The organism is Streptomyces sp. NPDC001002, from assembly GCF_053599215.1.
Genome location: NZ_JBSFLV010000053.1, coordinates 12244 through 26190 on the forward strand (window position 1 = coordinate 12244; position 13947 = coordinate 26190).

A 13947-nucleotide genomic window follows, 5' to 3' on the forward strand; every position below is an offset into this window, starting at 1 on the left:
CGTCAGTTCGTCAGTTCGACGCGAGGAGCTTCAGCTCCGGGTGGGCCGTGCCGCCCGCGATCGCCGTCGAGGAGATGTGGGACATGACCCGCTCGTCGACGGGGTCGTTCGCCGGGTCGTCGTGGACGACGATGTGTTCGTACGTCGTGGCCCGCTGGGCCGGTACGCGGCCGGCCTTGCGGATCAGGTCGATGATCTCCATGCGGTTGGAGCGGTGCTTGGCGCCGGCCGAGGAGACGACGTTCTCCTCCAGCATGATCGAGCCGAGGTCGTCCGCGCCGTAGTGCAGGGAGAGTTGGCCGACCTCCTTGCCGGTCGTCAGCCAACTGCCCTGGATGTGCGCGATGTTGTCCATGAAAAGGCGTGCGATGGCGATCATCCGCAGGTACTCGAAGAGCGTGGCCTGCGTGCGGCCCTTCAGGTGGTTGTTCTCGGGCTGGTAGGTGTACGGGATGAAGGCCCGGAAGCCGCCCGTCCGGTCCTGTACGTCACGGATCATCCGCAGGTGCTCGATGCGCTCGGCGTTCGTCTCGCCGGTGCCCATGAGCATGGTCGACGTGGACTCGACGCCCAGGTTGTGCGCCGCTTCCATGATCTCCAGCCAGCGCTCGCCGGACTCCTTGAGGGGCGCGATCGCCTTGCGGGGGCGCGCGGGCAGCAGCTCGGCGCCGGCGCCCGCGAAGGAGTCGAGACCGGCCGCGTGGATCCGGGTGATGGCCTCCTCGACCGACACCCCGCTGATCCGGGCCATGTGCTCGACCTCGGACGCGCCGAGGGAGTGGATGACCAGCTGGGGGAACGCGCCCTTGATCGCCGCGAAGTGCTTCTCGTAGTACTCGACGCCGTAGTCCGGGTGGTGGCCGCCCTGGAACATGATCTGTGTGCCGCCGAGCTCCACGGTCTCCGCGCACCGGCGCAGGATGTCGTCGAGGTCCCGCGTCCAGCCCTTGGCGGTGTCCTTGGGAGCGGCGTAGAAGGCGCAGAACTTGCACGCCGTGACGCACACGTTCGTGTAGTTGATGTTGCGCTCGATGATGTACGTCGCGATGTGCTCGGTGCCCGCGTACCGACGGCGGCGTACGGCGTCGGCGGCGGCGCCGAGCGCGTGCAGCGGGGCGTCGCGGTAGAGGTCGAGGGCTTCGTCGGGCGTGATCCGCCCACCTGCGGCGGCACGGTCGAGGACGGACTGAAGGTCGGCCTTCTCGGTCACCGGGGCGTGCCTTTCGTCAAGGTTCGGGACGGACTCGGCAAGCCTACGCCAGCCCTCCGACAAGGTCGCCGTCAGGCCGCGTACGCCCCGATCAGCAGCCCCACGAACGCCCCCGCGAGCAGGAACGGCCCGAACGCGATCGCCGTCTTGCGCCCCGCCCGCCGCCCGACGACCAGCGCACCGCCGTACAGCCCGCCGAACAGGAACGCGGCGAACGTGCCCAGCATCACCGTCGCCCACCCGTACCACCCGAGCACCGCCCCGAGGCCGAGCGCCAGCTTCACATCGCCGAAGCCCATGCCACCGGGGTTGATCAGGAACAGCAGGAAGAACCCGCCGCCGAGCGCGAGGGCGCCGTACAGCGCGGTCAGCCAGTCCCCCGCGTGCTCCGGTACGAAGGCCACGGCGCCCAGCAGCGCGAGCGCGGCGCCCGCGAGGGGCAGGGTCAGCGGGTCGGGCAGCCGTTGCACCCGGAAGTCGACGATCGTCAGCAGCACCCCGACCGGCGCGAGCAGCAGCCACACCCCGAGCTCGGGCCGGGTACCGGTGGCAGCGGCGAGGGCGGCACAGACGAGCGCGGTGGAGGCGGCGGTCACGGGGGTACGGGGGCCGTAGCGGGCCTCCGTCGGAGCGCACTCCTCGCACCTCGCGCGCCCGATCCACCCGCCGGGCCGGCCGCCCGTCCCCCCGCCGATCGCGTGCCCGCGCGGGCACGTGTCCCGCCAGGGCTCCCCCATCGGCGCCGAGAAACGGTAGGCGGCTCGCGGCAACAGCGCTCCGGTCACCGCACCCCACAACGCGGCGACGGCGATCAGCACCCCCGTACTCACCCGGAACTCACCCCGCGCTTCCCCTGCCGGTCACTCCGCCCCTCACTCCGTCGCTCAACCCACCGCCGCGACGCCGTTGCGCCACGTCGGCAGGAGTTCGTCGAGGAGGGCCTCGGTCCGTGGGGGCAGTCCGCGCGCGCCGCTGCGGTTGATGAGGTCGGCGGCGACGGACTGGAGGCGGGCGGTGTCGCCGGTGGCGTGGGTGGCGCGGAGGAGTTCGTTCCAGAGGCGTTCGTCGCCGGGGGCGGAGTTGAGGGCCGCGTTGAGGGCCTCGATGGCCTTCTCCGCGCGGTTCTTCTCCAGGTGGAACGCGGAGAGGGCGAGCCCGATGTCCGCGACGAGCAGCGGGAGTTGGGCGTCGATGATCTCGTGGGTGAGCCAGCGGTAGCGGCCCTCGGGCCGGTCGGCGAGCAGCGGCCCGCGGACGAGAACCAGCGCGTCCGTGAGCAGGCGCCCGCGCACGGCCCGGCTGTCGACGCCCTTGCCCTGCGTGGCCTCGTGGTACAGCGACCGCAGCACATCCAGGTCGGAGACGACGGACTTGGCGAGCACGAGCCGCCCGGTCGAGTCGGCGGTCAGCCGCGGAGTGCCGTCGGGATCGGCGCCGAGCCAGGCACGCAGCCGGTCCAGGAGCGCGTCCCGTACGTCCGCCGTGACGCCCCGCGGCCACAACGCGGAGGACAGCACGCGCGGGTGCACGCCCTCGCGGTGCAGAAGCAGCAGCGCGAGCGCCTCGTGCAGCAGCGCGCTGCGCTCCCCGTCCGGGGTGTCGAGACCGATGATCTCGTACGGTCCGACGAGCCGCGCGTACACCGCGGGCCGGCCCTGCTCGCTGATGTCGACGAGGAACGGCGGTGTGGTCGTGGGCCCTTGGGGATCGCGCTCGGGGTCGGCCTCGACGAACAGGTCGACGACGGCGCGCTGTTGGGCCAAGGGCAGCATCTGGGCGTCGAGTTCGAGCCCGAGGAGGGGTGCGAGGAGCTTGCCCTCGCCGGTGATCTCCATCTCCCAGGCGGCGCCGGGCAGTTCACCGTTCTCGGTGCCGACGAGGTAGCCGATGCCCAAGTGGCCCGCGCCGGAGGCGAGTTCGGCCAGCTTGACGGCGTCCTCGGCGGACGGGGTGGCGGCGAGCAGGACGAGGTGCGGGGCCCAACGGGTGTGCTGGGCGGGCCCGGTACGGCCGGTCAGTACGGAGTGGTGCCCCGCCGCGCCGAGCGCCCCGCGCCGCTGCCGGGTCTCGGCCTCCATGGTCTCGATCAGGTCGTCGATGCCGTCGAGGTGGCGCAGCCGGTTGGGCGCGAGCGGGGTGAGGTCCTCGCCGAAGCCGACGAGGGTGATGGTCATGCGGTCCGACCACCCGTTGGTCGCCAACTCGGCGGCCACGGAAGCGAATACGGCGGCCCGGTCGGCCTCCCGCCCGCTCAGCGAGACGATGCCGGGCACCGACTCCAGGTTCAGCAGCAGCCGCGAGTCGTCCATCGTGCCGAGGCTGACGAGCCCGGGGTAGGGAGCGGCGGTGTCGACATCCTCGTACCGCTCGCCGTCCGTACGCGACAGCATCCAGAACGTCTGATCCTGCCCGAGCTGCCACGGAGCCGGCGGCTTGCCGGCGGGCTGGGCGAGTTGCAGATGCAGATCACCATTGGTCAGCCAGGCGGCGTACACGGTCGGCAACGCCCGTGACTCGGCGGCGAGTTGCGCGGACAGCCCCCGCAGGGACCGATCAAGCAGTCGTACGCCTTCGGGGTCGGCGCCGACGAGAAGGGCGTCCTGCGCGTCGGCGGCGTCGCCCGTGGGCGTGGGCGGTTCCATCCCGCGCCGCCCGCCGACGGCACCGAACGCCGACTGCCACAGGGCCTGTCGGCGACGACGGCCGAGGGCGAGAAGGAGACCGGCGGCGAGGAGGGGGGCGCCGAGGAGAGCCTCGGGAAGCCCGAATGAACCACTGTCGGCGGAGTGGGAGGCAGGGTCGGAGGCGTGCTGCTGCCCGGCATCGCCACCGGCGTCGGCGGCGGGCCGCTGTGCGGGCAAGGTGAGGTGGGCGGTGCCGTGTTCGCCACCGCCCTGGGCCTGTTGCCCCGCGCCCTGGGCGTGGTCGCCGCTCTTCGCGTAGTCGTGGATCTGCTGTTGAAGCTGATCCGAGGCGTTGGACGTACCGGACGCGTTGGACGCATGGGCGTCGGGCATCTCGACGAGTTCGCCGCCGTGGGCGTCGCCGGGCATCTCCATGATCCAGCCGGGCCGGATGAGACTGGCCTCGGACAACTTGGACCCGTCGGGCTGCACGCGGTCCTTGTTGAGCTGGTAGATCTCCTTGTACCGGCGGCCGTCGCCGAGGTGCCGCTGGGCGATCTCCCAGAGGGAGTCGTGGTGGCGCCCCTCGGGCGGCTGGATCCGGTAGTACTTCGTGTCGGCCTGCTTGGCGGTGCCGCCGGCGTCGGCCTGCGCGGCCGCGTGGGAGGCCTGTTCGGCGAGCGCGGCGGCGGTACCGGCCGCCTGCTCCTGCTGCTGCGCGAAGAGCCCCGGGGTCTGCTGGGCGGCGGCGACGGTGGGCTTCTGGTTCCCGTCCATGCTGTGCTGCCCGAGCTGCGAGAGCCCGGGCGTGAGGCTGGCGGCGGTGGCGCCGACCAGCAGAAGCGCGGCGACGAGCTGCCGTGCGAGCAGCTGACTGGGCCCGGCGCCGGGCACCCGCCCCGGCACGCCGACCCCGGACATGGCGGCCTTCACCTCGACCAACACACAGGCGGTGAACTGCGCCCAGGCCAGCCAGACGATCACCGTGAGGATGTTGAGGAAGGTGGTGACGGTGATCTCGTTCTGCAACCAGTCCAGACTCGGCGCACCGGTGGGCAACGGCCACCCGATGAACATCGCGAGCGCCCCGGGCACCCCGACGACCAGCACGAGCAGCGCCACGAACGCGAAGAACGCCTTGACGAAGTCCCCGAAACTGCGCCGCCGGATCCGGACGGGCTGAGGCGTCCGATTCCGGGGCCCCGACGAGTTGCCGGACGAACTGCCCGTCGAGTTGCCCGTCGAGCTTGATGAGCTTGCGGTGCGGCGTCGCGGCATGGCGGGTGTCCTGGGTCGTGTCGAGTGGGTGGGTCGAGCGGGTGCGTGGAGCGGGTGCGTGGAGCGGATGGAGCGGGGTGGAGCGGGACGGCTAGTGAGCCTACAGAGATCCTATTGACTCTTATTTGCATCGTCGAAGGTCTGATACGGAGGTGAGACCCGCTCCCGCCCGATACCGCACCGCCCGCCCCAAAAGCCCGACTCACCCCCCACGTTCCCCACACAATCCCCCCACCGGCCCCCAGGGCCCCCTTACCCGCCCCTGATAGCTTCGTTCTCTGTTGCACACACGCCAACCTCGGGGGAGATCAAACGTGGCCCGCCGCGCTCTGACCACGACCGCCACCGCACTCACCATCGCGGCGAGCTTTCTGCTGACGGGGTGTGGTGGGGGTGACGATTCGTCTTCGGGGGGTATCGAGGGGGCGGATACGGGGTCGAGCAGTCCGTCGGCTTCGGCGTCGGCGGTGTCCGATGCGAAGCGACCGGCCATCAAGCTCCCTGCCAGTTTCCAGGCGGACTTCGAGGGTTGGACGAACAGCGATCCCGAGCTGCAGACCGCGCTGAACGACGGCAAGGAGCGACTCCGGGCGTCGTATGCGGCGATCATCGCCGGAGACCCCGAGTCCAGCGCGTTGTCCTTCTACAGCGGGACTTCCGCGATGAGCACCGGCTCCGTGTGGGTGAAGGGCTACAAGGGTCTGACGATCATCGGCAAGGTCCGGGCCTACGACCCCAAGGTCGCCTACCTCGGCAAGACGAAGTCGCGCGCCACGCTCCTGTACTGCGTGGACGAGAGCAAGGGCTACAGCAAGGACCTCAAGACCGGCGAGACCGCCGGCACCCCGAAGGGTGAGTCCCCGCTGGTCCAGTACCAGACGAGCCTCGGCAAACAAGCCGATGGTGTCTGGAAAACCATGACGGTGGAGACCCAGCCGGGGGGCTGCTGACCATGAACTCCACGCATAGGAACAAGGCAGTCCTGCTCGTCTCCCTCGCACTGGGAGCCGCTCTGCTCCCGTCTCCCGCGTCAGCGCTCGGAAAGCCGGGGCACGAGGGCGAGTCTCAGAAACCGTCCGGTGGAGCCGGCAACGGGAACATCTACGCCTCCGCCTCCTACTCCCGCATCAAGGTCCGCCAAGTCAGCGGCCCCACCGGCGGCAAGCGCGGCCGACTCTCCTCCGTCGACGTCAATTGGAAGCCTCCGGCCTGCTGGTACGAGCCCGTCTTCACCGGCGAGGAGCTGAAGGCGTTCGTGGACGAGTCGGACGGAGTGGGCGACGTCGGCATCCACGAGACGTGGGTCGGCAAGGGGCTGTGGACCGACCACTACCAGGACGGCAAGCCCGAGAAGAACTTCGACGACACCTGGTCGACGGCCCCGGGGTACAAGGACTACAACGTCGGCAAGGACGGCTACTTCTGGCGCAGCGTCGCCCCCGACATCGAGGACCCCGACTCCTGGGACTGCGGCAGGATCATGTTCTGGCAGGACCCCGGCCAGGTCCCGAAGGTCCCGAACGCCCCCACCCCGAAGATGCTGGCCGACTACGCCTACAACCAGATCCAGGTACCCGGCACCGAGATCGAACTGAAGCCCGCCACCAAGTCCACGGTGAACCTGCCCACTTGGATCTGGTTGGACAAGGGCACATTCCAGGAGATCAAGGTCCGCGCCGAACTCCCCCGCACGAACCTCTGGGCGGAAACGACCGCCAAGCCGGTCGCCCTCCACCTGAACCCCGGCACCGACGACGCCACGACGTCCCCCGCCTCAGGCGACTGCAAGATCAACGACGACGGCTCGATCGGTACCCCGTACGTCAAGGGCGACGCCGACAAGACCCCGCCCTGCGGCATCACGTACCTCCACGCCACGGACGGCACGCCGTACCACCTCAAGGCGAGCATCACCTGGCAGATCACCTGGGAAGGAACGGACGGCACCGGCGGCGACCTCCCCGACGGCACCTTCGACACCACCCAGGACATGAACGTCCAGGAGATCCAGGCGGTCAACCGCTAGTCCGGCGAAGACCACTCGTCCGGGTCATCGCGGAACTCCCGCACCACCACGACGAGTTGCACCGGTGCCTCGACGCCGTCGTACATGGCACCGGTCAGACACTCGTCGCCTCCCGTTCAGGAGCGACGCCCACGAACGGCCCGCCAAGTGTCTCCGACCGCGTCCGCGAAGCGCAGCCACCAGCCCTCCAGCTTGCCCATCACTGTCGCCAGTACGTACCGCCGCTTGAACCACGGCGGCAGCTTTCGGAATGGCACGAACGTCAAGGTGTCCCCGATGGCGTTCGCGGCGATGCCCCCGGCGCCCTCGACGCGCAATGCGGCATACAACTCGGGCGTCAACTCACCATGGAGTCGCGCCACGATGCCCGCCGCGGTGAAGGCGAGCTCCCGCCGAGGAGCGTCCAGCACCCGCATGGCCCGCACGATCCGCGGCGACGCCACCGCCGGAGGACACGTGAACGCCAGACCGATCACCGCCGTACCCAGATGCTGTTCACCCCGCTCGAACGCGGCGTCCACCGCAGCGGGGTCGTCGATGCCCGCCAGGCCCTCGCCGCTCTCCCAGTCGTAGTCGGACGACATACGCACCCCTGGCCCTTCCTCTGCGTCAGAGCCATTCCCCTTCGTCGTCGTCCCCTTCGATCGCACCGTATTCGCGCAGCACCACGACGAGTTGCACCGGCGCTTCGGTGTCGTCGTGCTTGACGCCGGCCAGGATGACCTTGTCCGAAACCCTCCACGCGGTGTGGTCGATGAAGTCCTCACCTCCGGTCAGGTCTTCGTCGACCGTTTCGAGTCGCCCTCCAACAGCCCCGGACTCCAACTGCGAAACGACGTGGGGGAGTTCGGCGGACGCGGCATCGTAAAGGCTGTCGATGTAAGTGTCCGGGTCGGGCCATTCGTCCTCGACCTCGCGGTACCACACCGTGAACTCCACCTGCACGGACGGCCTATCACCCTGAATCCACGCCGTGGCGTCACCACGACTCCAGGTCGTGGCCCACGCCTTCGCGGGATTCCTGTGCTCCCCCGTCCACCCCGACCCGACGAGAACCGCTTCCACGGCCGGACCGGTGAGCGCGTCAAGTCCGAGCAACCGATCCAATTCCACACTTACATCAACCATTGACCTGTACGATCTTAAACCCCTATCAACCGCTCCAACTCGTGCGCGTACTTCCGCAGACTCTCCTTGGCGCCCGGCCGCGCCGGTGCATCGGGGCGCAGGAGGTCCGGCAGGAATGTGACGCGCCACATTCGGAAGGTGTCCGCCATCGCCCTGTCACCGTCGGCACCCACCAGCGACCCCGCCATACGCGCGGCGGAGACGAGGAGTTGTGGTGCCGTCGCCAGGCCGGGGCCTCTTACAGTGGCGGTGCCCACCAGGGCATGCAGGAGAGCGGCCGACTGGAGGTCGCTCCCCATGTCCAGCATGCGGCGCAGGACGACTGGGTCATCGGTGTCGGGCGGGTAAGCCTCGATACAGCCCGAATGCATCATCAGGTACTCGGCTGTCACCTCACGGCTTTCATTCCATCCGCCCTGCCTCTCGAAAATGGACATGGTCTCGGCGGAGAAGTCACCGATGTCCCGGACGACCTGGAGGAGTTGGTCCACCTCGTGCCGGCGAGCCGCCACGAAGTCGGTGAGTGAGACGTCCCGCAAGGGCCGCGCCCCCGCATCCCTCACCGCCCCCAACTCCAGGAGCGCCCACAGCGGGGCGAACACGTCGTAGCCGAGCCCCGTTTCCGACACAACCACTAGCCGACGGTCCAGAAAGGCGAGTCCTTCGGTGGTGCCGGTCGTACTGACAACGCGGTGGCGTCGAGGCCCTCGTCGTCGTCCTCGTCACCGGTCGGCAGCCGGCCGGCCTCGTCGGGGTAGTAGTACAGGCCATAGGCCCAGTACTCCGGAAACTCGTGGCTCATGAGGTCGGGGTACGACGAGATCTCCGCGTGCTGGTACCGCTCGTTGACCCTCGCCACCGCTTCGGCCCTGGAGATCCCGAACCTCGCGACCATCTCCTCCACGATGTCCCTGAAGTAGGCGAGCATGCCCTCGTCGAGACGCATGAGGAATTCTTCGGTCATGAACTCGGCGGCCCTACTCGTCGGTGAATGGAGTTGCTGAACAGTTCGGCGGCCCGGTCACCGAAGATCGCGATCTGGTGGCCCTCCAGAACGGGCGGATTCCCGCCGCGCAGGAATCCCTTGAGGTTGAGGAGCATCGGTCCCTCCACCAATTCGTAGTTGTGCATCGCTCCCCCGTTGCGATGGTGGCGGATGAAGTCGGCCACGTCGTCGCCCGGACCATTGAATATCTTGCTGCTCAGCGTGTCCAACCCCGACTTGGGCACCTTGAAGTGGATGACCGCCGGCACCCCGCCGTTCCGCTCCGCCAGTTTCTTCGCCCAGTCCAGCGCCTGTCGCGGGTCGTTCGTGACGTAGAAGCCGCCCCGGCCGAAGTCCATCTTGCGGCTCGACGCGGTGATGTCGATGCCGTTCGCCATGATGTTGTCGGCGTGCTGGCCGATCGTGCCGTGGTAGAGGTCCACCATGCACGGTGCCTTGAGCCCCAGCGGATCCTTCCACTGCAGCGGGTTCTTCACATAGGCGTGGTGATTGGGTGCAGGTGTCCTCCCCAAGGGATCGGGGCTGAAATAGCGCGCCGTGTCAGGCTCGTAGTACCGGTGATGGTTGTAGTGCAGCCCGGTTTCCGCGTCGAAGTACTGGCCGGGAAACCGCAGCGGGCAGTCGACCTGCCGGTCGCCCGGATGTCCGACGGGAACGCCCCAGAGCGTGGACGGCTGCGTCCACGCGATGGTCCCGTCCGCGTCGACCAGTTCCGTCGGTGTACCAAGAAGGTCGCTGACGATGGCGTAGAAGTGCTCGTCGATCTGATCCTGCGGGGCGTCCCCGTCGATCGGACCGGTCGCTCGGACTCGCTGGCCGATCGGGGTGGGGCCGTCGATCCAGTCCCACGACGTACTGACGATTCCGTCGGTCTCCTCGGCGAGTTGGTCACCGTCCCAGAAGAAGGACACCTGCTCGACGACGCTCACCCCGTCGGCCGCGACCAGCCGCTTCGCCACTCGTCGGCCCATGGGGTCGTAGACGTACTGCCAGTGGCGCCCGTCCGGGGTCGTCACGTCCGTGAGCTGGTCCTCGGCGTTCCACGCGTAGCGCCACTCGCGTCTGCCGCCGGACGGCAGCTTGGTGACCCTCCTGATCACCCGGCCCTGGCCGTCATGGTGGTAGAAGGTACGACCGGCCCGTTCGAGAAGAGTGCCCGAGTAGGTGCGGTCGCCGGGTCCGGTCCGGTCGTCACGTACGGGTGCCGACGTATTGAAGTCGGTGAGGTTCCCCAGGGCGTCGTACTGGTAGCTCTCGTCCCAGCCGGCCCCGCCTCGCGCCTGCGTGACCCGCCCGGCCCGGTCGAGGGAGAAGGTCCGCCCACCGTGTCGGGAATCGGTCACCGAGGTGAGGACGCCGTCGGGCCGGTGCTGGAAGTCTCGCTGTGTGGTATCCCCGGTGGAGGTCACCACACGTTGCGTCGTACGCAGCCGATCGGCGTCCCACTCGTGGGTCAGGCGAGCCGCTTCCCCGAGGACTCGCTCGATCTCGCGGCCTGCGACGTCGTACCGAAGGGTGACCGTGTGCTGTCCGACCTCCTGTACCAGTGCGCGTCGGCCGAGTTCGTATGTCCAGTGGGTGGTCGCCCCGCTCGGTGTCCTACGCGCCGTACGGCGTCCTGTGACGTCGTATTCGGAGCGGACCTCCCGGCCGTTCCACGACTCGGCGAGCAGGCGGCCTGTCGCGTCGTGTTCCCGCCCCAGTTCGACCTCGGCGTTGCGGGCCCGGACGAGCCTGCCGAGCAGGTCGTACTCGTACGTCGTGGTGGTGCCGTCGGCATCCATACCGACGACGTTGCCGAGGACGTCGTGGCGGAATCGCGTGACCTCGCCGGCGCCGTTGGTCCGCTCGGTCAACCGACCGGCCGCGTCATAGCGGTAGTTCAGGGCGCGCCCGTTGTAGTCCGTCTCGGAGACCAGCCGGCCGATGGCGTCATAGCTGTAACTCCAGCTCCGCCCGACGGCGTTGGTGACACTCCGCAGCCGCAGTTCGGTGTCGTACGCGAAGCGCTCGAGCGTGCCGTCCTCGTCCTCGCGCAGGGTGCAGAGGTCGAAGTGGGTGTTCTCGTACGTCGTGTGGCGGCCGTTCGAGGACACGTACTCCCGTGGGTTGCCTTCGGGGTCGTACGACCAGTGCTCCGTCGTCCCGTTCGGGAGCCGCCGCCACGCGATCTGGCCTTCGGTGGTCCAGCCGACACGGGTGACCGACCCGAAGGTGTCGGTGAGTTGGGTGATGCGGCCGAAGGGGTCCCGGCCGAAGGAATCCGTGGCGCCCAGCGCGTCCGTGGTACCTACGACGAGTCCGGCGGCGTCGTTGACCAGGGTCTGCCGGCGTTGCCCCAGGGCGTCGGTGACGGCGATGAGCCCGCCGTGCCCGTCGAAGCCGAAGGACGTGGTGGCACCGGTCGGATCGACGACCAGAACGCGGTTGCCCCGGCTGTCGTACTCCGACCGCCAAGCGCTGCCATCCGGCTGTGTCACCTTCGTGACCTGCCCGAACTCGTCGTAATCCGTGCGTACGACACCGCCGTCGGGGCGCACGACCTGGGTGACGTTGCCCTCGTCATCGTGGCTGAAGCGCGTGGTGTGGCCGAGCTGATCGACAAGCGTCACGAGGCGGCCGTACTCGTCCCAGGTGCGTGCGACGGTGTGGCCGAGGGGGTCGGTCTCGCGGACGGGACGGTAGTCCTCGTTGAAGGTGTAACTGATCGAGTGGCCGAGGGAGTCCGTGGCGACCGTGGTACGGGAGTCCTCGTCGTACGCGTAGGTGTAGGCGAGAACGCCGGCGTCGCCGCCCGTGCGGACGCACCGGCCCTCGTCGTCGTAGGCGTAGCGGTACCAGTCACCGTTCCGGCTCTGCCAGCCGACGATCCGCTGTCGGTCGTCGTAGCTGTAGCGCTGCGGTACGGCGGAGGAGTCGACCACGTCGGTGAGACGCCCGCGGTCGTCGTACTCGTACGTCAGGAGCACGGGCCGGTCGGGAGCACTGCTCAGGACCAGGGCTCGCACCCGGCCCGCGGTGGTGGTGACACCGACGCGGTACCCACCGTGGTGGACCAGCTCGGTCGGGGAGCCGTCCTGCGCGTAGCGCACTTCCATCGTGTTGCCGTTGCGGTCCGCTACGCCGGTCAGCGGAAGTTCCGAGTCCTTGCCACCCGGCACACGGCCGAACCGCAGGGTCGTGCCAGTGTCCGGCTGCCACACCGTGATGTCGGAATCGGATGATCCGTCCCAGCGAAGCGGCCAGTTGGGGCCGATGATCGGCCTCATCGCCTCACCGGCCTCGGGAACCGCGTAGTACAGGACAGTGCCGTCGGCGCCGACGAACCGGATGCCGTCCCCGTCCATGAGCAACCGCTGGTCCAGCGTCGACGTCCAACTCGTGCCGAACCAGCCTCCCGCCTGCACGCCCGTGCGGTGACTTCGTTCGATGACCAGCGGCAGTACGCCGGGCAGGGCGACATCAGTGATCGACATGACCATCTGGCCGGTGGCCATGTCGATCGGGTCGCCGCAGGTGAAGAGGTTCTTCATCGGGCGGCCCAGGCCCTTCAGCCGCGGACCCAGCCCCTTGAGCCCCAGCGCCATTCCCTTGAGACCGCCCTTGCCTAGGGCTTTCATGCCCTTGGCGAGCTTGCCGAGCGAGGTCAAACCCTTGCCGCCCGGTATGCAGTCCAGCGCCGCGAACGCCACGTCCCAAAGGGACGCCTGGCCCTTGGAATATTTGTAGAGCGTGTCCGCAAGGACGACGAGGGCGGCTATGAGCACGATCGCCCCGAGAATCGGCCCACCGATAATCATCGCGACGATCCCGAGCACCGCCACAACGACCTTGCACACCGTGACGATGGTGTCCCAGTTGTCCTCGAACCAGTCCCCTACGTCCTCCCACCACGACCGGTTCTGAATACCCGCATCCGACGCCTCATCGATCTTCCGCTTGGCGTCCCGCGCCGCCTCGTCCCGCATCTGACGCGCGTCCGCCGCCATCTTCTTCGCCGCAGCGAGCGCATCCTGGGCATCGGAGACTTCCGACTGAGCTTTGCTGTGCGCCGACTTGGCGTTCTGTACATCACGCGTGGCCGCCCGGACCTTCGCCTCATCCGGCTTGTCCGCATCCGACTTGCTGCCCGTCGGATCGTCCTTGTACTTGTCCGACTCCTTCGACGCCCGCGTCACCCAGGAGTCGGCGGACGAAAGCCGCGACTGCGCGGACGACAGATTGCTGCGAGCCTCCCGCGCCTTCACCAACGCCTTGTCCGCCAGCGCCTGCGCCCGCTCCAACCTCGGCCAGAAATCGGTCAGAGCGTTCCCGCACAACTCGTACGACTTCTTCAGCTTCTTCAGATTCTTCGGCACACCCGAGAACTGATCCCGGAACACCTCCGCCGACTTCCCCGCCCACTGCAACGTCGCATCGTCCTCAGCCATCCCCTTGACCAGACGCAGGGCATCCGAGACATCATCAGCGAAGTCGTGCAGGGTCTTGGCCAACGTCCGCACACGATCCGGATCCCCCGGCGTCGGATCCCTGTCCAGATCCAGCACATGCCAGTCCGAAGGCCGATACCCCGCCATCCCGCAACCCCCGTCACGCGCACCACACCATCAACATCCGTATGCACACGCGAACTTACACGGCACCCACGTTCGAAGCGAAGAGGACAAACGGAGCC

General features: G+C 68.5%; 10 protein-coding genes. 2 read left to right on the forward strand and 8 right to left on the reverse strand.

What is annotated here, in order from left to right; all coding sequences use genetic code 11:
• Nucleotides 1-10: 10 nt before the first annotated feature.
• The 3 genes from mqnC to ACWDR3_RS23990 form a co-directional block, all read right to left on the reverse strand.
• On the reverse strand, nt 11-1210 hold the full coding sequence (gene mqnC, locus ACWDR3_RS23980; RefSeq protein ID WP_450354587.1) for a cyclic dehypoxanthinyl futalosine synthase: 1200 nt from the start codon (nt 1208-1210) through the stop codon (nt 11-13).
• Between the two features lie 71 nt (nt 1211-1281).
• Nucleotides 1282-2040, reverse strand: a complete 759-nt coding sequence (locus ACWDR3_RS23985) for a prepilin peptidase (RefSeq protein ID WP_450354588.1) — start codon at nt 2038-2040, stop codon at nt 1282-1284.
• A gap of 54 nt (nt 2041-2094) precedes the next feature.
• The gene (locus ACWDR3_RS23990; RefSeq protein ID WP_450354589.1) at nt 2095-5112 is read right to left on the reverse strand and encodes a BTAD domain-containing putative transcriptional regulator; all 3018 of its coding nucleotides are present in this window, start codon (nt 5110-5112) and stop codon (nt 2095-2097) included.
• Between the two features lie 467 nt (nt 5113-5579).
• On the opposite strand from ACWDR3_RS23990, the gene ACWDR3_RS23995 reads away from it, so the two are divergent.
• Entirely contained in the window at nt 5580-6062 is a 483-nt protein-coding gene (locus ACWDR3_RS23995) for a hypothetical protein (RefSeq protein WP_450354590.1), read from the forward strand.
• A gap of 2 nt (nt 6063-6064) precedes the next feature.
• A complete protein-coding gene (locus ACWDR3_RS24000; protein WP_450354591.1) occupies nt 6065-7138 on the forward strand; it encodes a hypothetical protein in 1074 nt (357 codons plus the stop codon).
• A gap of 116 nt (nt 7139-7254) precedes the next feature.
• Here the strand turns inward: ACWDR3_RS24000 and ACWDR3_RS24005 are convergent, their stop codons facing one another.
• From ACWDR3_RS24005 to ACWDR3_RS24025, 5 genes are all read right to left on the reverse strand, one after another.
• A complete protein-coding gene (locus ACWDR3_RS24005) occupies nt 7255-7722 on the reverse strand; it encodes a hypothetical protein (protein WP_450354592.1) in 468 nt (155 codons plus the stop codon).
• A 25-nt stretch (nt 7723-7747) separates the two neighbouring features.
• Entirely contained in the window at nt 7748-8083 is a 336-nt protein-coding gene (locus ACWDR3_RS24010; protein ID WP_450354593.1) for a hypothetical protein, read from the reverse strand.
• A gap of 197 nt (nt 8084-8280) precedes the next feature.
• Entirely contained in the window at nt 8281-8901 is a 621-nt protein-coding gene (locus tag ACWDR3_RS24015; RefSeq protein WP_450354594.1) for a hypothetical protein, read from the reverse strand.
• A complete protein-coding gene (locus ACWDR3_RS24020) occupies nt 8901-9230 on the reverse strand; it encodes a hypothetical protein (RefSeq protein WP_450354595.1) in 330 nt (109 codons plus the stop codon). The genes ACWDR3_RS24015 and ACWDR3_RS24020 overlap by 1 nt, the downstream gene beginning before the upstream one ends.
• Nucleotides 9227-13849 (reverse strand): DUF6531 domain-containing protein, encoded by a 4623-nt coding sequence (locus ACWDR3_RS24025; RefSeq protein ID WP_450354596.1) that lies wholly within the window; start codon nt 13847-13849, stop codon nt 9227-9229. Before ACWDR3_RS24025 ends, ACWDR3_RS24020 begins: the two co-directional genes overlap by 4 nt.
• Nucleotides 13850-13947 lie beyond the last annotated feature (98 nt).